This is a genomic window from Variovorax sp. CCNWLW235 (genome assembly GCF_037204085.1).
Classification (GTDB): Bacteria; Pseudomonadota; Gammaproteobacteria; order Burkholderiales; family Burkholderiaceae_C; genus Variovorax.
Window position 1 is genome coordinate 91,233 of record NZ_JBBCBW010000004.1, and the last position, 18,617, is coordinate 109,849.

Annotated in this window: 13 protein-coding genes; 6 read left to right on the top strand and 7 right to left on the bottom strand. The window is 67.7% G+C overall.

Annotated elements, in window-relative coordinates; translation table 11 throughout:
* Positions 1-17: 17 nt before the first annotated feature.
* Positions 18-1,400, bottom strand: coding sequence for a chloride channel protein (locus V9L21_RS06675; RefSeq protein ID WP_337310252.1), 1,383 nt, complete (start codon positions 1,398-1,400; stop codon positions 18-20).
* 107 nt (positions 1,401-1,507) lie between these two features.
* Here V9L21_RS06675 and ssb point away from each other — a divergent pair, with 107 nt between their 5' ends.
* The gene (gene ssb, locus V9L21_RS06680) at positions 1,508-2,071 is read left to right on the top strand and encodes a single-stranded DNA-binding protein (protein ID WP_337310254.1); all 564 of its coding nucleotides are present in this window, start codon (positions 1,508-1,510) and stop codon (positions 2,069-2,071) included.
* 75 nt (positions 2,072-2,146) lie between these two features.
* On the opposite strand, the gene V9L21_RS06685 is transcribed toward ssb, so the two are convergent.
* The 5 genes from V9L21_RS06685 to V9L21_RS06705 form a co-directional block, all read right to left on the bottom strand.
* Complete coding sequence (locus V9L21_RS06685) at positions 2,147-2,614, bottom strand: hypothetical protein (RefSeq protein ID WP_337310256.1); 468 nt, start codon at positions 2,612-2,614, stop codon at positions 2,147-2,149.
* A 165-nt stretch (positions 2,615-2,779) separates the two neighbouring features.
* Positions 2,780-3,808 carry a Csu type fimbrial protein gene (locus V9L21_RS06690; RefSeq protein ID WP_337310258.1) on the bottom strand — a complete coding sequence of 343 codons (1,029 nt, stop codon included), beginning with the start codon at positions 3,806-3,808 and terminating at the stop codon, positions 2,780-2,782.
* Positions 3,805-6,093, bottom strand: a complete 2,289-nt coding sequence (locus V9L21_RS06695; RefSeq protein WP_337310260.1) for a fimbria/pilus outer membrane usher protein — start codon at positions 6,091-6,093, stop codon at positions 3,805-3,807. Before V9L21_RS06695 ends, V9L21_RS06690 begins: the two co-directional genes overlap by 4 nt.
* A gap of 70 nt (positions 6,094-6,163) precedes the next feature.
* Positions 6,164-6,892, bottom strand: coding sequence for a fimbrial biogenesis chaperone (locus V9L21_RS06700; protein ID WP_337310262.1), 729 nt, complete (start codon positions 6,890-6,892; stop codon positions 6,164-6,166).
* Between the two features lie 10 nt (positions 6,893-6,902).
* A complete protein-coding gene (locus V9L21_RS06705; protein ID WP_337310264.1) occupies positions 6,903-7,409 on the bottom strand; it encodes a Csu type fimbrial protein in 507 nt (168 codons plus the stop codon).
* Between the two features lie 363 nt (positions 7,410-7,772).
* Here V9L21_RS06705 and V9L21_RS06710 point away from each other — a divergent pair, with 363 nt between their 5' ends.
* The gene (locus V9L21_RS06710) at positions 7,773-9,695 is read left to right on the top strand and encodes a sensor histidine kinase (protein ID WP_337310555.1); all 1,923 of its coding nucleotides are present in this window, start codon (positions 7,773-7,775) and stop codon (positions 9,693-9,695) included.
* Here V9L21_RS06710 and V9L21_RS06715 read toward each other — a convergent pair.
* Positions 9,692-10,405, bottom strand: coding sequence for a YebC/PmpR family DNA-binding transcriptional regulator (locus V9L21_RS06715; protein WP_157611670.1), 714 nt, complete (start codon positions 10,403-10,405; stop codon positions 9,692-9,694). The genes V9L21_RS06710 and V9L21_RS06715 overlap by 4 nt on opposite strands.
* A gap of 374 nt (positions 10,406-10,779) precedes the next feature.
* Here V9L21_RS06715 and V9L21_RS06720 point away from each other — a divergent pair, with 374 nt between their 5' ends.
* The 4 genes from V9L21_RS06720 (at position 10,780) to V9L21_RS06735 (ending at position 18,578) form a co-directional block, all read left to right on the top strand.
* Entirely contained in the window at positions 10,780-11,160 is a 381-nt protein-coding gene (locus tag V9L21_RS06720) for a helicase SNF2 (RefSeq protein WP_126748835.1), read from the top strand.
* Positions 11,161-11,459: 299 nt separating this feature from the next.
* Positions 11,460-12,587 carry a VWA domain-containing protein gene (locus V9L21_RS06725; protein WP_337310267.1) on the top strand — a complete coding sequence of 376 codons (1,128 nt, stop codon included), beginning with the start codon at positions 11,460-11,462 and terminating at the stop codon, positions 12,585-12,587.
* Positions 12,587-14,656 carry an SWIM zinc finger family protein gene (locus V9L21_RS06730; RefSeq protein WP_337310269.1) on the top strand — a complete coding sequence of 690 codons (2,070 nt, stop codon included), beginning with the start codon at positions 12,587-12,589 and terminating at the stop codon, positions 14,654-14,656. The genes V9L21_RS06725 and V9L21_RS06730 overlap by 1 nt, the downstream gene beginning before the upstream one ends.
* 94 nt (positions 14,657-14,750) lie before the next feature.
* Positions 14,751-18,578 (top strand): DUF4132 domain-containing protein, encoded by a 3,828-nt coding sequence (locus V9L21_RS06735; protein ID WP_337310271.1) that lies wholly within the window; start codon positions 14,751-14,753, stop codon positions 18,576-18,578.
* Positions 18,579-18,617 lie beyond the last annotated feature (39 nt).

The following is an 18,617-nucleotide window of genomic DNA, read 5'->3' on the forward strand; positions in this document are numbered from 1 at the left end:
ATAGTCCGCCCTGCATTTCATGGCGAGGGGGCGGGTTGAGAAGGTTTCTCGGCGGGGGCTTCGGGCTCTGGCCGGTGCACCGGCGCGGTGCTGCCGATGGCCCGGCCGACCATGTGCTCGGCCAGTGTTTCGTAGAGCGGCCGGCTGATCATGCGGGAGACCAGGCTGGCCAGCATGGCCGAAGCCATGAGGCTCAGCACCATGGAATGGCCGTCGACCATTTCCATCACGATGATGAAGGCGGTGAGCGGCGCCTGCGTGACCGCGGCCAGGAAGCCCGCCATGCCCATGGCGATGAGTGCGGGCCCGAGGTCACTGCCCGCCAGCTCGGCCACCGCATCGCCGATGCCCGCGCCAATGGACAGCGACGGCGCGAAGATGCCGCCGGGCACGCCGCACCAGGCGGTGAGCCAAGTGGCAATGAACTTGAGCGCGGTGTAGAGCGGTGTCAGTTCGTCATGGCCCTGCAGCATCTGCTTGACCGCTTCGGACCCGGCGCCGAAGGTGACCCCGCCCGTCACCAGCCCGATGACGGCCACCGCCAGCCCGCCGCCGGCCGCGAAGCGCACCGGAAAGCGCGCCCGCCAGCGGTTGAGGCGCCCGGCCGTGCCGGTCAGCGAGGCAATCAGCAGGCGCGCGAACAGCCCGCCCGCCACGCCGCTCAGCAGCGCGACCAGCAGCCCGGGCCCGAGCGCGTCCCAGCCCAGCCGTGGCACGCGGATCACGCCGAAGTAACTGGTATTGCCGAACGCCGAAACCGCCACCAGGCCCGCCAGCACGATGGCCGTGATGATCAGGCCGCTGGAGCGCGCCTCCAGCCGGCCCGAAAGTTCTTCGATGGCGAACACCACGCCCGCCAGCGGCGCATTGAAGGCCGCCGCAATGCCGGCCGCCCCGCCCGCCACCAGCAGCGCACGGGAGTCGATGGTGGTGTTGGGCGACAGCCAGCGCCGCGCATGCTGCATCACGCCCGCCGCAACCTGCACCGAGGGGCCTTCGCGCCCGATCGACAGCCCGGCCGCAAAGCCCGCGACGCCCAGCCCGATCTTGGCGATGGTCAGCCGCAGCGATGCGAAGACGAAGCGCCGCTCTTCCGGCAGCGCCGGATGCAGCGCGGCCTTGATCTGCGGAATGCCCGAACCGCCCGCACCGGGGAAAAAACGCAACGTGAACCACACGATGGCAGCGGTGATGAGCGGCGTGGTCAGCAGCACCGCCCAGGGCCAGGCCCGGTAGAAGCGGTGAAACTGGTCGAAGACCCAGTCGCTGGCGACCGTGAAGCCCACCACGAAGAGCCCGGCTGCAATGGCGTAGCCGAGCACGACGGCCCGGTCGAGCCAGACGCGGCCACCGCGCAGTTCGGCGCGCAGGTGCTCGAGGAAGTCGGGTTCTCTGTTCATGCGGAACGCTCATTCTGGCATCCGGCGGGGATGCCGGCGGCCGCCTGGGGCACAATCGAGGGTTCCTTTCAACCTCCTCCTCCATCTACTTATCAGGGGCAGTGCATATGGCATCGGTCAATAAAGTCATCGTCGTCGGCAACCTGGGGCGCGACCCCGAAATGCGTACCTTCCCAAGCGGCGACCAGGTCGCGAACGTCACCGTGGCCACCACCGATCGCTGGAAAGACAAGCAAAGCGGCGAAATGCGCGAAGCCACCGAGTGGCACCGCATCGTTTTCAACGGCCGCCTGGCCGAAATTGCCGGCCAATACCTGCGCAAGGGCTCGCAGGTGTATGTCGAAGGCAGCCTGCGCACGCGCAAGTGGACCGACAAGGACGGCATCGAAAAGTACACCACCGAGATCCGCGCCGACCAGATGCAGATGCTGGGCAGCCGCCAGGGCCAGGGCGGCCCGTCGGGCGGTCCGGAGGACGACGGCGGTTATTCGCAGGGTGGCGGCGGTGGCGGCTACTCGCAAGGCGGCGGCGGTGGTGGCGGTGGCGGTGGCGGCGGTTACGCCCCCCGTGCACCCGCCGCGGCACCGCGCGCTCCGGCGGCGGCGCCGCGCCAGGCTCCGGCCAAGTCTTCGTCGGGCTTCGACGACATGGACGACGATATTCCGTTCTGAAATCGATCCGCCGGAATCTGCCGATCGAAAGCCTGCAGCTCACCGCTGCAGGCTTTTTTTCTGGAGCACGGTCAGTCAGTAGGTCACCGTCACCCGCATCGCATTGCTGCCGTCGCCTGCCGGCGCGGCGGCTTGCGACGGGGCGGAGCCTGTGGTCGCCGCCATGGCACCGATGACGCCTTGCCAAGCGGACCCGAGGCTGTCGCGGCCATCGGCATCGTTTCCGGCCACCATGAGCGTCGTCTCGCCGATCTTGTCGAACCGGTACTCGCGGCCCTTGATGGCCACCGACTTCATGTTGGTCCAGACGCGGTATTCATGCCCACCCTTGACCGGCGTGACCTCGAGCACCTTGAAGGTCGGCAGAACGACCATCGAGACGGTGAACCGGGCCGTGGAACTGTTGATGCCGTGCGTGGGCTCCGCGGAACTGAGCCGCAGCGGCAGCAAGAGCAGCAGCATGCCGGCGGCAGCCAGCGGCGGCGCTATTCGCGTCGGACGCAGGGCAGTAGCAGCACCTGCAGCGGACATGCTTCCGGACATTGGAACTCCTCCTCTCGTCGCAACCGGGTGGAGGGCATCGCTTTGACGCCCCGTCCTGGTTTATCGGCAGAGTCGCGGGAAAATGAAGGCCGTCGCGCCATTCTTTACCCATAACCTGCTATTGGCTAGCAGGTTTTTCCGCGCCGGCTTGCGTGCCGGCGGAGTTCAGTAGGTCACGCTGACCGTCACGACGTCGCGGTAGCTGTCCGGCCGCACGTTGGCGCTGGCGCCGAGAACGCGGCCATACAAGGTCAGGGCCTGGGCCGCGCCGTTGCCGGTGCCGGCAACGGTGTTGGTGCCGGTGACGCTGCCCCAGACGTTGGTGCGGGCCGCGTTGCGATAAAGACGGTAGGGCACCGTGTCGGCGTTGCCGGGCACGCCGCCTGTCGGCGTCATCGTTCCTGCGCCGGTGGTCGCGCCGTTGGATGGCGTCAGCGCAACCGTGTACGGCGTGGGCGTCGTGCAGGTAACGTTGATCGTGCTGGTCTGGTCCCTGTCGGCCTGGCCCGGCAGGCCGTTGACGGTGCCGAAGTTCAGCGGATCGGCGGTGACCAGGCAACTCTTGGCGACGGTTGCGGTGACCAGGAAGGCGAACCTGCCCGGCTGTATGGTGTCGCAGGTCGCCGGCATGCCGGAAGTGCTCCTCGACAGCGTGATCGAGGTGTGGTCCCCGACGAAGTTGTCCTGGTACGAACCTGGAGGCACTGTGCCCTGCAGCGGGAGCAGTTCTCCGCGCATGGTGGCGCTTCCGGTCACGCGTCCCAGGCCGCCCGCCGTCGTACGGCGGGGAATGCTCATCGTGGCGACGAAGGGGTTCGGTACCTGCGCGTTGCCATTCGAGCCCCAGATCGTGCCGCCCGTTGCCTGATAGAGCTGGAACCTCAATTGAGTGCCGGCGGTGGTCTCCATCACGCGCGGATTGAAGTTCCCGAGGCCTTCGTTGCCGTCGCCGATGTTGAAGCAGACCCTGGCGTTCTCCGTGGCGTTGCCGTCATTGGTGCAGGTGTAGTTCAGGGTCGCTGTCGCGGGCGTCGGCGTGCCCCCGTTGACCAGCTCGACCGTGCCGAAGGCCAGGTTCGTCATCGTCGCGGTGCAGCTGACCGCCGCCTGGGCGGGGCCGGCCGGCAGCCACCAGAGCAGCGCAAAGAGCAGGGGCAGGCCGAGGGCCTTCAAGGAGCGGGTCAGAAGGCTCATGGCGTCTTGGTTTCCTTGGCGCAGCGCAGCGGGCCGATCTGCGGAATCCCGGTGCCGTCCTTGCGATAGTCGAAGCTGGCGCGGCAGCGGCCGGAGGGCGTCTGCACGTCGAGCGTGTTGCGGGGCTGCAGCGCCTCGAGGTACACAGCACCGTCGAAGCCGACCAGGGTGGGCTCGCCGCCCTGCGCGTTGGCGCGCACGCGGCTGCCCAGCGGCAGGGGCTTGCCCGCCTCGTCCACCAGGAGCAGCGCGGCCGCGCTGACCGGCGTGATGCCGAAGCGCACCAGCGTGCCGGCGCGGTCGCTCGGCGTGGCCACGGTCTTCACGCGTTCGATCCTCACGTCGGCGGGCAATTGCATCGGGTCGATCGAAAGCTGGTTGTTCTGGTAGGCACTGAGCGGTGCCACCAGCAACATGCCGTTGCCGTCGGTGGTGCCGATGTCGCGGTTCTCCAGCTTCACCGGCACGCCGGCGATGCCGTCGGTCGAGACCACCGCGAACGCATCGTCGATGCGCCGGGCTGCGAACGGCTGGCCGCCCATGAACACGACCGAGCCGGTGGCGCCCGCATAGGCGTAGCGGCTGTCGCCGAGCACGCTGATGCCGGCCATGGCGCGGCCGTAGCGGCCCAGGTAGTCGATCTCGGCCTGCCCGCCGTTCTGGCCTGCGCCCTGGCGCAAGCCGGCGCGCCAGCCGATGCCGCCGTCGCCCGGCGTGGAGCTCTGCGCGTCGGCGGTGTAGACGGTGCGGTCGCGTTCGCGCTGGAGCCCCGCGGTCGCCGTGACATTGCCGTCCAGCGCCCAGGTAAAGCCGACGAAGAGACTGCGTTCCCGGCGGTCGTCGAGATTCTGGTTGACGCTCACATTCACCGAAGCGCTGCGCCCGATCGACCTGAACCAATAGACGCTCGCCAGGCGTGTCGCTTGTTGCGCGGGGTAGCGCAGGTAAAGGTAGCTGAGGCCGAAGCTGCCGAAGTTGTCGGTGCTGTAGCCGATGGAGGCCCGGCCCGAGCCGCGCGGCGGCGGGCTGCCGTAGAGCGAAGGGATGTCGCGGTACTCGCCGCGCGTTCGCGTGCCTTCGACCAGGAAGTTGAAACGGTTGTCGCGCCAGCTGTAGCCCAGGTTGACCAGCGAACCTTGCTCTCCGCCGTAGGTGCTGTGCGCCACGGCGCCCGACACCACGCCGCTTTGGCCGAGCAGCCATGCACCGCCGACGCCGCCCTTGACCAGGCCCCGGGTCGCCTCGCCATGCGCCTCGAGCGTGAAGCTGTTGCTCACACCGTAGCGCCAGGTGCCGGTTGCGGCGGCATCGCTGCCGTAGTCGAAAGAACGCAGGCCGTAGCTCTTGCGCACCATGCCGAGGTCGACGGACCAGTCGGACAGGCCGGCCTGCAGCAGCCGCTGGGTGTCGTACAGCGAAAAATCGAGTGTCGTGGCCCGGCCGAACGCGTCGGTGAGCACCACCTGGGCATTGCCGGCGCCGTTGATGCTCGGCACCGTCTTGAGCTGGAAAGGCCCCGCCGGCACCTGGCCCGAGTACTGGCGCAGGCCATTGATATAGAGCTCCACCTGCGACGGCAGCGTGGCCGACCCCAGGAACGCCGGCAGCGGCGTGGTGGTGCGATAGGGTTGCAGTGCAAAGTTGCGCGAAAGCTGGATGCCGCCGATGCGGGTGGAGCGCGACCACGGCAGCGAAGCCGTGGTGGTGTCGCCCACGCGAAGCGTCAGCATCTCATCGGGGAACGACTTGCTCCAGGTGGTGTCGAGCCGCACGGAGTCATGCTGCCAGCCCTCGCCGTCGAGGCGGGCTGCGCGCGACATCAGGGTGTTGCTGAACACGGCGCTGCCGCTGAATGCGCGCAGTTCGGTCAGCGCGTTGAAGCTGGACGTGTTGCCCCGGCCCTGGGTGCCGTAAAGATCGTAGTTGAGCAGCAAGCCGGGCGAAGCACTGGCCTTTTGTGCGACGAGGGTCGACGTGTCGACCACGGTCGTGGGCAGGCGCAGCACGTCGGCCGAGGCGTTGATCGAGACACGCTGGCTGGCGGCGTCGTAGTCGACCTTTACGCCCGGGAGGCTCTTGAGCGGCACGGGGTCGGCCACGTCCGGCGGCAGCACGAAGCCCAGCTGCCGCAGCGTTGCGGCGGCGGCCCAGAGCTCTTTGCCGCGCAGGCCAAAGTGAACCAGTCCCTGGGGATTGCCGTTGAGGCTCAGTTCCAGGTAAAGGTCGCTGCCGCCGTTTCCGGCGAGGTTTTCCTCCGCGGACGCGGCCACCAGCGAACTGGACACGGCTGCAACGTTCTGGGCCTGAGCGGCCAAGGACGTCAGACTGGAAAGAAGCAACAGTGGCAGCAGGCGCTTAGCGGACGCGTGGGAGCGGCGGGATGTTTTCCTGCGTCGCGTTGCCATTGATCTTCGTTTCCAGAACGCCCCCGAGGGCGAATGTTTCTGCGGATGTCTTCAGTGGCCAACGCATGCGCGCGCCGGGCAAGACGTAGCCCATCAGGCCGGCGTGCACCGGCGTGCGGCGGCCGACGGTATCTACAAAATCCAGATCGGCCAGTTGGGCGTGCATGCCGCCGGTGTTGGCGACTTCGAGCACGGCCTGGCCTTCTTCCCTGCGAAGGGACCATGTGAGTTGGGGTGCGGGCGACTGGGCGCCTGCGGTTGCGATGAAGATAGGCACCGAGTAGCGCAGCACCAGCTGCAGGCCCTTCTTTTCCTTCATCTCGACCGGCAGCTCATCGATGATGACCCGGTACGAGCCTTCGACCGTCCCGGCGGGAACGCCGGTGCGGATGACGCGGATCAACTGCCGCTCGGAGGTGCCCAGCTGCACCATCGGCGGACTCACGAGGAGCTCGCGCGAAGGCGTCAGTTTTTCGGTGCCGTTCTCCTGGCTCCATTGATAGACCCGCACCTGGGCGTGCACCACTGTGTCGCCGGTGTTGCTGAGCCACAGGCCATCGGCGTTTTGCGAGGCCTGGAGTGTCAGCGTGACCGGGGAAACCTGCAGTCCGCTCGCCGATGCGAGCGCATGCGCCAAGGCGAGCGCGAGGACGGCGGTGTAACGAAGCAAGTGGCGCACGGGCAGTCGATCAGTAGTTGACCGTGACCGTCACGGTGTCGCGGTATACACCAGGGGTCACGTTGGCACTCGCGACCGTGGCGAACACCGGGATTGTTTGAGCCGCGCCCGTACCCGTGCCGGCCACGCCGTTGCCCACCGCGGTGGGGGTGGCGGTGTTGCCCCAGATTGGACCCGTGGCGCTCACCGACCGGAGTTGGTAGGGAACGGTGTCAGGACCTGCCGCATCTGGTTTCATCACGCCGGCGCCGGTGGTGTCGCTGTTCGAAGGCGTCAGGCCGACGTTGTAGGGCGTCGTCTTGGAACACGTAACGCTGATGTTGCTGGAGGCAATCAGGCCGGTGGCAGACGATTCAACCGTGCCGAAGTTGATGTTGGAGGCGTTGCCTGCGGTGACCGAGCAGGCCTTGGCGACATTGATCAGGACTTGGAACGTCGAGGTCTTGATGTCGGCCATGGCGGCGCTGGTTGCGGTGACTGCAAGAACGGCCGCGAGGAGGAAAGAGGGTTTTTTCATGTCAAATGCCAACAGTTGTAAAGAAAACGGTGAAAGAACGGCGCCGATAGTGCCAACAATCACCCTGTCTGAATAGTAGAATAGTTCACACAATTGCACATTTTGTTGCAATGGGATCGAAGCTATTAACATTCGCAGTTACACCTGTACGGCGGGTGGCGGCTAAGAGATCCAGTCCGAAAAACGTAAACAACAATCTCAAACAAAGAGAAAATGTTGCGAATACGACTCTGAGAACCGGACCGTGCAGGCCATGCGCAAATGAGTTCCACGTTCGCGCGCCGGCTGCATGAGCGCCTGCTGGCGCATCTCTCCAGATACCGTTTCGCGTCGTTCTGGGCGAACGCGCTGCTGGTCGTTTCCATGGCGCTGCTGGTGGCGATGGTGGCCTACTTCAGCGCGACCGACGCCGAGCACGAATCCGCGGTCCTGCACATGGTGCGGGCCGACTGGCAGGAAGAAGACGCGGACGCCCCGCGCTTCAGCCCGTTGCCGCTCGCCGTGGACAGCAAGGCCCTTCCGCACGCCTGGCAACCCGTCGAGTTGCCCCGGGCGCTGCCAGTTGCCTTGCTGCGCCAAGCCGAGGGCAGCGCATCCGCGGGCGCGAGCCGCATCACCTGGCTGCGGCTTTCAGCGCGCGAACTGCCCACCACGTCGGCGCCGCTCGCGCTGTATGGCGCGCGAATCAAGACGGACGGTCCCATTGCGGTGTATGCCAACGGGCGGCTGGCCTACCGCGCGCAAGTGCAAGGCCTGCTGTGGAACAGCACCCGCACGCCGCTATGGGTGCTGCTGGGCAAGACGCCCGACGGCGCGCCGCTGGAGGAAATCCTGCTTCGAATCGAGCACAGGCAATCCGTGCAGGTGGCGGTTTCATCGCTGTGGCTGGGCCCCGTCGAGGCGCTGGAAGTCCGGCATCGCATGCGGCAGTGGCTCCAGCAAGACCTGCCGGCCATGCTCAGTGCCGCCTTCATGGCGGTGGGCGTGTTCGCCCTGTTCGTGTGGTTCAAGCGCAGCCACGAAACCGGCTACCTGCTCTTCTTCAACCTGGCCATCACATCGTTCCTGCGAAGCCTGCATTTCTACGTTGCCGTGCCGATTGCCAACGACTGGTTCGCCTGGCTGACCGTCAATTCGCTGTTCTGGCTGGTGGCAGTGGTGCACTTCGCGTTGCGCCAGCTGCACGGCCGGCGGCTCGGGTGGCTGACCTTTGCGGTGGTGGCGTGGACCGTGCTGATCGGCGTGCTGACGCTGCCGGGGCCGGCCATATTGAGAAACACCCCGCAAGTCACGCCGCTGATCTACATCGGGGCCGCATTGATGGGCGTGACCGTGGCGCTGGTGGGCGGCATCAGCGCCTGGAAGCGTTCCAGCGAAGGGCGGCTGGTGGCGGTCGGCATCGGCGCTTGCGTGCTGCTGGGCGTGTCCGACTGGCTGCTGCAGAACAACTTCGTCAGCCCCGAGGGCTGGTACCTCGGCGCATACACCAACGCAGTGACGTTCAGCGTGTTCGGAGTGCTGATGTACCGGCGCTACGTCAACGCCATTGCCGAGGTGGAGCGGGTCAACGCCGGCCTGGCCGAGCGCCTGCGCGCGCGAGAAGCCGAGCTTGAGCTCAGCCACCAGCGGCTGCGCGAGGTCGAGAAGCTGCAGACCATCAGCGACGAGCGCCAGCGCCTGATGCAGGACATGCACGACGGCCTGGGCTCGTCGCTGATCAGCGCCATCCGCTCGGTGGAGAGCGGCGGCATGAGCGACGACAAGGTGTCGCAGGTACTCAAGAGCTGCCTGGACGACCTGAAGCTGACCATCGACTCGATGGAGCCGCTCGAAGATGACCTGCTGCTGTTGCTGGCCACGCTGCGCTACCGGCTGGGCCCCCGGCTCGAGAGCTCGGGCGTCGCCCTGCAGTGGAACGTGCAGGAGCTCCCCGCGCTGGAATGGCTCGACCCGACCAGCGCGCTGCACATCTTGCGCATCGTCCAGGAGAGCATTGCCAACATCCTGCGCCACACCCGCGCCACCGAGATCCGAGTGGGCACCGCGGCGGATGCCTCAGGCGTGCAGGTCACCATTGAAGACAACGGCCACGGGTTCGATGTCGAAAAGGCAATGCGCGAGGCCGGAGGCCGCGGCATGCAGAACCAGCAGCGCCGGGCCCTGGTGGTCGGAGGCGCCGTCTCCTGGCGCTCGGGGGCAGAGGGCACGCTTTTCACGCTGTGGCTGCCGCTCAAGCGCGGCGGGCAGCCGGCCGGCGCAGGGTCCGCGGCCCCGCTCGGGGCCTAGCCGGCCAAGCCCACGAACACGTTCTGCACGTCGTCGTTCGCGTCGATGGCCGCAAGAAAGACTTCGACCTCTTCCAGGTGTTCGGCGCTGAGGCTGGCGGGATCGACCGGGTTCTTGGGCTTGTAGCCCAGCTTGGCCGAGAGCACGGTAAAGCCCTGGGCCGGCAGCGCGCGGCTCACAAGGTCGAGATCGGTGGGGTCGGTCAGGAACACCGTGGCACCGTTCTCGCCGGCCGGCTCGAAATCTTGCGCACCGGCCTCGATCGCGGCCACCTCGGCGTCGGCGTCCGGCCGCGAGGGCTCGGCCTCGATCATGCCCAGGTGGTCGAAATCCCAGGACACCGAGCCCGAGGTGCCCAGTTGGCCCTTGCGGAACAGCACGCGCATTTCAGGCGCGGTACGGTTCACGTTGTCGGTGAGGCACTCGACCATCACGGGCACCTGATGCGGCGCAAAGCCTTCGTAGATCACGTGCTCGAAATTCACCGCCTCGCCCGTGAGCCCGGCGCCCTTCTTGATGGCGCGGTCCAGCGTGTCCTTGGGCATCGAGACCTTGCGGGCCTGCTCGACCACCAGCCGCAGCCGTGCATTCGAGGCCGGATCGGCGCCGCTGCGCGCGGCGATCATGATTTCCTTGGCCAGCTTTCCGAACAGCCGGCCCTTGGCATTGGCGGCCAGGTCCTTGTGCTTTGCTTTCCACTGTGCGCCCATGCTGATGTTCCTGTGTGTTGTGTGTACGGCGTTGCCTTGCCTGGCCTGCCTGGAGGAGGGCCGAGGGGCTGGAGAGCCGGTTTGGGGCGACTACTTTAGCCGGAGCCCGCAGGCAGCGATTTTCTTCCAGGTAGCTCAGGTCTTCGGCCTCTTGGCATTGCCATTGTTTCCGTTCTGTGAACGCCGAGGTTCCTTTTGATGAGGGTTTTTACTTAGAGAGCGGCGCACAATTCATCTCACAGACCGGCCCCCAAGCCGATCTGGGTGAACAGGGCCCCGAGCGAGGTGGCCGCCCCCCGAAGGGACGGTGACCCACCCAAGACCGGTTCGAAATCATCCAAAGTCAAAACTGAACTGAATTGAAGGAAATCAAAATGAACGCCTCGAAGATCCTCTCCGCCGTTGCTGTTGCCCTCATGGCCGTTGCCGGTGCCGCCCACGCCGAAACCTATGAAGGCGTGCATCAACTGACCTCGGCCGCCAGCCGCGCCGAAGTCGCCAGTCAGGCCGTGGTTGCCGCGCACAGCGCCAACCCCTATGCCACCGGCGCCAACGCAGGCCCGGCCCAAGTGTTCGTTTCGTCGACCAGCCGCGATGCAGTGCGCGCCGACGCCGTTGCAGCCGCCCGCAGCGCTGATCCGTACGCTGAAGGCGCTTCCGCCGGCGTCGCACCTATCGTCGCCAGCACGGTGGACCGCGCCACGGTCCGCGCAGCAGCCCGCGCTGCCGCTCGCGGCGACTCGCTGCCGCTGTAATCCTCGGCGAGCGCTCGCTCCAGAAGCCGGCCATGCGAAAGCGTGGCCGGCTTTTTCTTTTTCTGTCTTGCCGTCAGCGCTCGGCGGCCGGCCGCAGCTCGGCCAATATCGGGTCGGGCCAGGGCGACCAGAAGTCCGCCGGCGTGTCTTCCAGGGTCAGTGCAACAGACGGATGAAGCTGGGTCATGAAGAAGAGGCGAGCAAGGCGCCGAGCATGCCATGCACAGGCGTCTGATAAGCTGCCGGCGCTCTTCTCCCCCGACCCGTTCCTTCCACCTGTCCTTGCGAACGCATTGCGCATGTCGTCCGAAGAAACCCTGCGCCGCTGGCGCCTGATCCTCGGCCGCTATGCGGCGCAACCCCTGTCGCAGACGCAGTTCTCGGCGGGCGACTGGAAGCTCGACCAGGCCCTCGAATACCTCTACGGCCGCGAATACGAAGGCCGCGGCCTCGCCAGATCCAGCGGCGGCCCGGGCTCGCTCGACCCGAGCCAGTTGCGAGCGGTCGACTGGCTCAACCGTTCGCGCAGCCTGTTTCCGCAAGAAGTATTCGAACGCATGCAGACGCAGGCGATCGATCGTTACCGGCTGACCGATCTGCTCTCCGACCCGGCGGTGCTGCGCTCGCTCGACGCCACGCCCGGCCTTGCCAAGGCGCTGCTCGGCATGCGCGGGCGGCTGTCGGGCCAGATGCGCGACGCGGTGCGCGAGGTGATCCAGAAGACCGTCGACGAGATCACCCGCAAGCTCAGGAACGACTTCGTCAACGCGCTCGTCGGCCGGCGCAACCGCATGCGGCGCTCGCACATCAAGAGCGCGCAGAACTTCGATGCGCGCGCCACCATCGCGGCCAACCTGAAGCACTACGACGTGGAGCGCAAGCAACTCGTCATCGAGCATCCGCGCTTCAACGCGCGCGTGAAGCGCAACCTGCCCTGGGACGTGGTGCTTTGCGTCGACCAGAGCGGCTCGATGATGGATTCGGTGATCTACAGCGCCGTCATCGCCGGCATCATGAGCTCGCTGCCCGCGGTGCGTGTGAAGCTGGTGGTGTTCGACACCAGCGTGGTCGATCTCACGCACCTGGCGCACGATCCGGTCGAGGTGCTGCTCACGGTGCAGCTCGGCGGCGGCACCGACATCGGCCGTGCGGTGGCGTATTGCGAGTCGCTGGTGGGCAACCCGCAGCGCACGGTGTTCGCGCTCATCAGCGACTTCATGGAAGGCGCCGCGCCCGGACCGCTCCTGGCCGCTGTGCAACGCATGGCACAGGCGCGCGTCAAGCTGCTAGGGCTGGCCGCGCTCGACGAATCGGCCAACCCCGTGTACGACCGGCAAATGGCGCAGCGCCTGGCCGACAAGGGCATGCACGTGGCGGCCCTTACGCCTACGCATTTTGCGCAGTGGCTCGCGGAAGTGATGAACTGATGGCCTGGTACGACGGCTACCGCGCCTACGACGACGACACGCTGGCCACGCTCGCCAACCCCGGCCTGCTGCGGCGCGCCGCAAAGGATGTGGAGGCGGGCAAGGTCGCATGGGCGGAGCAGGGCGCCAAGAGCGGCGTGGTGGCGGCCGACGGCCAGCGCGTGCAGCTCGATGCGCGCGGCCCGCAGCAGGCGCGCTGCGATTGCCCGGCACCGGGCATCTGCAAACACATACTCGGCGCGGCGCTGTGGCTGCGCGCGTTGGAGCCGCCCGCATCGGGCAGCGCAGCCGGCGCGGCCTCGGCCGGGCCGCAAGAGACGCAGGCGCCGGCCGTTGCCGACCCGCTCGCGGAAATCCTTGCGCTCGATGCCGCGGCACTCTTCAAGGCCGCGGGCGCGGCGGCCGTGCGGCGCGCCGCGGCGGCTGCCAGCAGCGTCGTCGAATGGCGGGTGCAGGGCGGCGCGCTCGTCATGGACTTGCCCGAGCTCGGCGCCTCATGCCGCTGGGTGGCGGGCGCGGGCTATGCAGGCATGGTGTCCGAGGTACCCGCCGCGGAGCGCAAGGCGGTGCACCTGATCGCCATTGCCGCGCTGCGCAGCGCGCACGCGCAGCCCCTTGCATGGCCCGGGGGCGCGCGGCCCGCACCGGTCGAAGACACCGCGCGCCTCGGCGAGCGGGAGCGCGCGTTCCTGCTGCAGGTCGAGTCGATGCTGGAAGAACTGCTCACGGGCGGCCTCTCGCACGTGAGCGAGCTGACGTCGGCGCGCCTTCTGGCACTCAACATGTCCGCGCGCGGCGAGGGCTTGCCGCGCCTGGCGGCCTTGCTGCGCAATCTTGGCGGCACGGTCGACCTGCTGGTGCGGCGCGACCACCGCGCCGAGGAGCGCGATGCCTTCGCGCTCATGGCGCGCATCCATGCGCTGTGCGCTGCGCTTGCGCGTGCTGAGGGCGACCTCGCCGTGGCCTTGCGCGGCCGGCTGAAGCGCGACTTCGACGAATCCGCCGCCCTCGACCTGCTGCCGCTCGGTGCCCATTGGTGGCAGACGCGCGGCGGCGCGCGCGGGCTCACCGTGGCGTTCTGGGACCTGGCCGGCGCGCGCGTGCTGCAGGCCTCGCTCGCCCGGCCCGACGGCAGCGACACCGCCTTCACGCGCAGCGGCGCATGGTCCGCGAACGCACTGTGGTCCGGCGTGGGCGCCGCGCAGAGCGTGTGCGAAGCTGCCCTGCGTCTCGAGCAACCCCGCCTTGCCGAAGACGGCCGCCTGGCGCTCGGCGGCGCCACGCGTGCGCAGCCCTTGCCTGCGTGGGCGGCCGACGATCCGCGCCTGAAGTCGATCGGCTGCGGCAACTGGTCCGAACTCGGCGAGCGCCTGCGCGGCGCCACCGGCCTTGCGGCCGAGCCTTTCGATGCAGTGCTGCTGCGGCCTTCCGATACGCGTCCGCCGGTGCTCGACGAAGCACAGCAGCGCCTCGACTGGCTGGTGCAGGACGACGCGGGCCAATGGCTGCGGCTGGGCATTCCCGTCGGTCCGGAGCATCGGCAGCGCGTCGACAACCTGGACCGCCTCACCGCCCGCCGCGCACCGGTGCACGGGGTGCTGGTGCGCATCGAGCGCTCCGCCGCGAGCACCGAACTCATGCCCATTGCCGTGCTGACCAGCAATGCGAAGAAGGCGCTGCAGGCGGTGTCGCTCGACTTTGCCGACGAGGCCGCGCGCACGACGTCGCTGGCCAGCCGCATCCTGCGCATGTTCGAGGCGCGGCAGCAGCAACGGCAGGCGGCGCCCGTGGGTGCGCCCACGCTGGCGGCGCGCCTGCTCGCGCCCGTGACAGAGGTGGCCGAGACACAGGCCGCCACCGGGCGCATGGCATTGACCGTGGCGCAGCGGCAGCGCCTGCACGATGCACTCGACCGCGCGGGTTCGGTCGGCCTGGAGGTGCTGTCGGGTGCGCTGCGCGCACACCTTGCTGCGCCCGCCGCGGTGCCGCTGCTGAAGCTGGGCTTTCTGTGCCAGTTGCTCGGCGAGCTCGACGGTTTGCCGGCGAGCAGGAAAGCGCAGCCGGCTTAGAACCTTTGGCTTCGGTTGTTTCCGCAGGCCGCGAGTTGGCCAAAGCGTCACGTCCAACTGCCAAAATCAGCGCCCAGGAGAACGAGGAGAACGCATGGGATTTCTGGACAAGATCTTGGGCGCCGTCACGGGCGGCGCCGGCCCCGCGGCCGCCAACGGCCTGACGCGCGAGCAGGCGCAGCTGTTGAAGCAGGCCTTCGAACCGCTCGAAAAAGCAGGCAAGGAGCTGCCCCACAAGGCCGCCGCGTTCCTGGTCGATGGCACGCAGGAAACCGTGCTGCTCGATCTGCAGGCTGCCAGGTCCTTCGAGCCCGGGCAATTGCTCGGAGCCCCTGGCCGCCTGCGCTGGGGTTACAGCAACTACCAGAACAAGCCGCTGGAGAAGATCGGCAACCAGAGCCTCGAGCAGCGCGGCCGCTTCTACGCCAGCGTGAACGCCGACGCGCCACCGCTCGATGTGCTGGTGCGGCTGGGCAAGCTGCTTGCGGCGGCCGATGGCGGGCAGTCGCTCGAGCATCCGGGCGCGGCTGTGCCCGACTGGCTCCAGTACCTCGTCAACGACGCGGTGTTCGCGAGCTTCAACAAAAGCGGCTCCAGCAACGCCGCCGACCGCGATCTTGTCAAGCACCGGCCCGCGTGGAACGTGCATCTCATTGCGGCCCTGCTGGCGCACGAAGGGCTCGATCGGCATCTCGCGCTGCAAGAGGTCTTCGAGCGCAAGGGCCTGGACAGCTGGTACCACGACCGGCTCGATGGCTTGGTCGAAGCCTCCGCCGTGGCCGACTACATGCGCAGCCAGCGCGATGCCACCGAGGCGTTACCCGCGAAGCTGTCGGCCGCGGGCCGCGTTCTGCTGGCCAGGCGCATCGGCAAGGACAAGGCCCTGCTGAACGACTTTGCACCGCTGTTCGTGCGCCTGGCGATCGACGGCAGCAAGACGGTGCGCGCCGAGGCGACGCCGCACCTGGAGGGCATTGCCGAGACGCAGCGGCTCGAACTCCTCGGGCAGCTGCTGAAAGACGGCGACACCACCCAGCGCACGCAGGCCGCCGAACTGCTTGCGCGCTTGCCGGGCGACGCGGCGCGCGCGCTGCTTGCCGCGGCCGCCGAGACCGAGACCAGCAAGGCCGTGCAGCAGGCCATCCGATCGGCCATGTCGCGGCTCGACGCGGCGGGCGATGCGGGCGAGCTCGAATTGCCCGAGCCGCCGGCCTGGCAGCCCTTCGAGGACATTCCGCTCGGTGAAGAGGCGGTGCAACTGCTCATCGCCAACCGCATCGAGCTGCTCGAGAAGAACCGCGTTGCGGCCGAGGCCGAGATCGAGGAGAACAAGGCCTCCAAGCAGACCTACAGGTACAAGTGGCGCCAGGACAACTACGCCGCCCACAAGAAGCTCACCGACGAGGACATGCGCGTGGCCGTGCGCGTGCTCAACGGGCAGGGCAGCAAGCACGACCAGAACCGCGTGAAGAACGGCCAGCTGCACCAGGTGGTGGGTTTCGGCAATCGCCTGCAGGCAATGCCCGGATTCGGCATGCCGCACCTGATCCGCTGGCTGGCCGTGTCGCGCCACTGGAGCAGCTTCTGGTTCGACGACGGCTTTCACAAGTGGCTCGGGCGCCAGCCCGTGGGCTCGGTCGATCTGCGCGCGCTGGCCGAGTTGCTCAAGCGTTCAGGCATGCCGATCGACGATGTGGCCCACACCGCGCTCTACCAGTACTGGAACCAGCCCACGGCGGTCGAGGTGTTGCCGGCCGACCGCGTGTGGCCCTTCTTTGCGGAGCACCCCGAGTACATCGACGAAGGCCTGGGCCTCGTCGCGCCGCCAAAGCGCGAAGGCCGCCAGACCCAGCTCGACCTGAACGCGACGCTGCGCACGCTGGCCATCTTTCCGACCGTGCAGGCGCGCTGGCTGCCGCGCGTGATGGAACTGGCGCTCGGCGAAGGCAAGACGCACCGCGCAGCCGCGCAGAAGGCGCTGTCGATGCTGCCCGACATCGGCCGGCGCGTGGTCGAGTCGCTCGGCTCCACCAAGAGCGAGGTGCGCATCGAGGCCGCCAACTGGCTGGCCGAGCTCAAGTACGCCGATGCCGTGCCTGCGATTACCAAGGCGCTCGAGAAGGAAACCCGCGAGACCGTGCGTGCGGCCTATCTCACGGCGCTCGAGGCGCTGGGCGACGACATCTCCGCGCGCCTTGCGCCCGCCATTCTTCTTGCTGAAGCAAAGAAGGGCCTGAAGGCCAAGCCCCCGGCGGGCCTTGCGTGGTTTTCTCTGGACGCGCTGCCCGCCTGCAAATGGCTGGACGGCAGCGCGGTAGAGCCCGAAATCGTGCGCTGGTGGGTGGTGCTCGCATGCAAGCTCAAGGAGCCGGGCGGCAACGCGCTGCTCACGCGCTACCTCGGCCTGCTCGACGCAGCCAGCCGCCAGGCCGTCGGCAGCCTCGTGCTGCGCCAGTTCATCGCGCAGGACACGCGCCACCCCACGCTCGACGAAGGCATTGCGCATGCAAACGCCAATGCGCCGCAGCGCTACCAGGGCAACCAGCAGCGCTACCAGAACGCAAAGGCCGAGCACAAGCAGTACTACGAAGCCGACTTCCAGAAGACGCAGGAACAGGTCTTCGAGGAGTGCAAGCGCGAGAAGATGAGCGAATACCTCGGCAGCGCGATCGGCGAAAAAGGCATCCTGGCCCTGACGGCCCACACGCCGGGGCACGAGGTCGTCACGCTGCTGCAGCAGTACATGCGCGACCATTACCAGCGCCGCTCGCAGATCGAAGCCATGCTCGAAGGCGTGGCGCCGGGCAACGACCCGGTGGTGATCCAGCTGCTGCTGGGCATATCGCGCCGTTACCGCACCGCCTCGGTCCAGGAGAAGGCGCGTGCCCTGGTGCAGCAGATTGCCGACCGCAACAGCTGGACGCAGGACCAGCTCGCCGACCGCACCATTCCCACCGCGGGACTGGACGACACCGGCAAGCTCGAACTTGCGTACGGCGACCGCATCTTCACCATGGTGCTCGACGCCGCGATGAAGCCCGAACTGCGCAACCCCGAAGGCAAGATCGTCAAGACCCTGCCCGAGCCGCGCCAGAACGACGACCCCGCGCTCATCAAGGACGCGAAGGCGCAGTTCTCGACCAGCAAGAAAGAGCTCAAGCAGGTCATCGATTTGCAGACCGCGCGCCTGTTCGAAGCCATGTGCACCGGCCGCGTCTGGCCGCAGGCCGAGTGGCGCGAATACCTGCACCGGCACCCGATTGCCGGGCGGCTGATACAGCGGCTCGTGTGGCTCGAGCTGGACGCGGAAGGCGCGGTGCGCGGCAGCTTCCGGCCCACCGAGGACGGCAGCCTGATCGACACGCAGGACGACGAGGTCGAGCTCGCGCCCGGCAGCCAGCTGCGCCTGGGCCACGCCTCGCTGGTCGACGAGGCCGCGGCCGCCGCGTGGAACAAGCACTTCAAGGACTACAAGCTGGTGCCGCTCTTCGCGCAGATGACGCGCAAGCCGCCGGCTGTGGCGTTCACCGACGACAAGGGCCAGCCGGTGAGCGAGATCAACGACCGGCTGGGCTGGATCAGCGACACCTTCACGCTGCGCGGCAGCTTTGCCAAGCTCGGCTACCAGCGCGCGCAGGCCGAGGACGGCGGCTTCTTCTACCAGTACACCAAGGAGTTCTCGTCGGCCGGCGTGCGCGTGGCCATCGAGTTCTCGGGCAACACCCTGCCGGAGGAGAACGTGCCCGCAGCGCTCAAGACACTGGGCTTCGAGGACATGAAGACCCGCGGCTACAGCGACCGTACGCTGCCGCTGTCGAGCGTGCCGCCGGTGCTCCTGGCCGAGGCCTATGCCGACTACCTGGCCATTGCCCAGGCGTGCGCCGGGTTCGACGCGGGCTGGGAAAAGAAGATGCCGTGGTAGGCGCGGGCAACCCAGGCACGCATAGCCCTCACACTCGAC

Excerpts from the sequence above, each read along its gene's own strand:
- V9L21_RS06675 (WP_337310252.1), bottom strand. The coding sequence starts at position 1,400 with ATGAACAGAGAACCCGACTTCCTCGAGCACCTGCGCGCCGAACTGCGC.
- ssb (WP_337310254.1), top strand. The coding sequence starts at position 1,508 with ATGGCATCGGTCAATAAAGTCATCGTCGTCGGCAACCTGGGGCGCGAC.
- V9L21_RS06685 (WP_337310256.1), bottom strand. The coding sequence starts at position 2,614 with ATGTCCGGAAGCATGTCCGCTGCAGGTGCTGCTACTGCCCTGCGTCCG.
- V9L21_RS06690 (WP_337310258.1), bottom strand. The coding sequence starts at position 3,808 with ATGAGCCTTCTGACCCGCTCCTTGAAGGCCCTCGGCCTGCCCCTGCTC.
- V9L21_RS06705 (WP_337310264.1), bottom strand. The coding sequence starts at position 7,409 with ATGAAAAAACCCTCTTTCCTCCTCGCGGCCGTTCTTGCAGTCACCGCA.
- V9L21_RS06710 (WP_337310555.1), top strand. The coding sequence starts at position 7,773 with ATGGCGCTGCTGGTGGCGATGGTGGCCTACTTCAGCGCGACCGACGCC.
- V9L21_RS06715 (WP_157611670.1), bottom strand. The coding sequence starts at position 10,405 with ATGGGCGCACAGTGGAAAGCAAAGCACAAGGACCTGGCCGCCAATGCC.
- V9L21_RS06720 (WP_126748835.1), top strand. The coding sequence starts at position 10,780 with ATGAACGCCTCGAAGATCCTCTCCGCCGTTGCTGTTGCCCTCATGGCC.
- V9L21_RS06725 (WP_337310267.1), top strand. The coding sequence starts at position 11,460 with ATGTCGTCCGAAGAAACCCTGCGCCGCTGGCGCCTGATCCTCGGCCGC.
- V9L21_RS06730 (WP_337310269.1), top strand. The coding sequence starts at position 12,587 with ATGGCCTGGTACGACGGCTACCGCGCCTACGACGACGACACGCTGGCC.
- V9L21_RS06735 (WP_337310271.1), top strand. The coding sequence starts at position 14,751 with ATGGGATTTCTGGACAAGATCTTGGGCGCCGTCACGGGCGGCGCCGGC.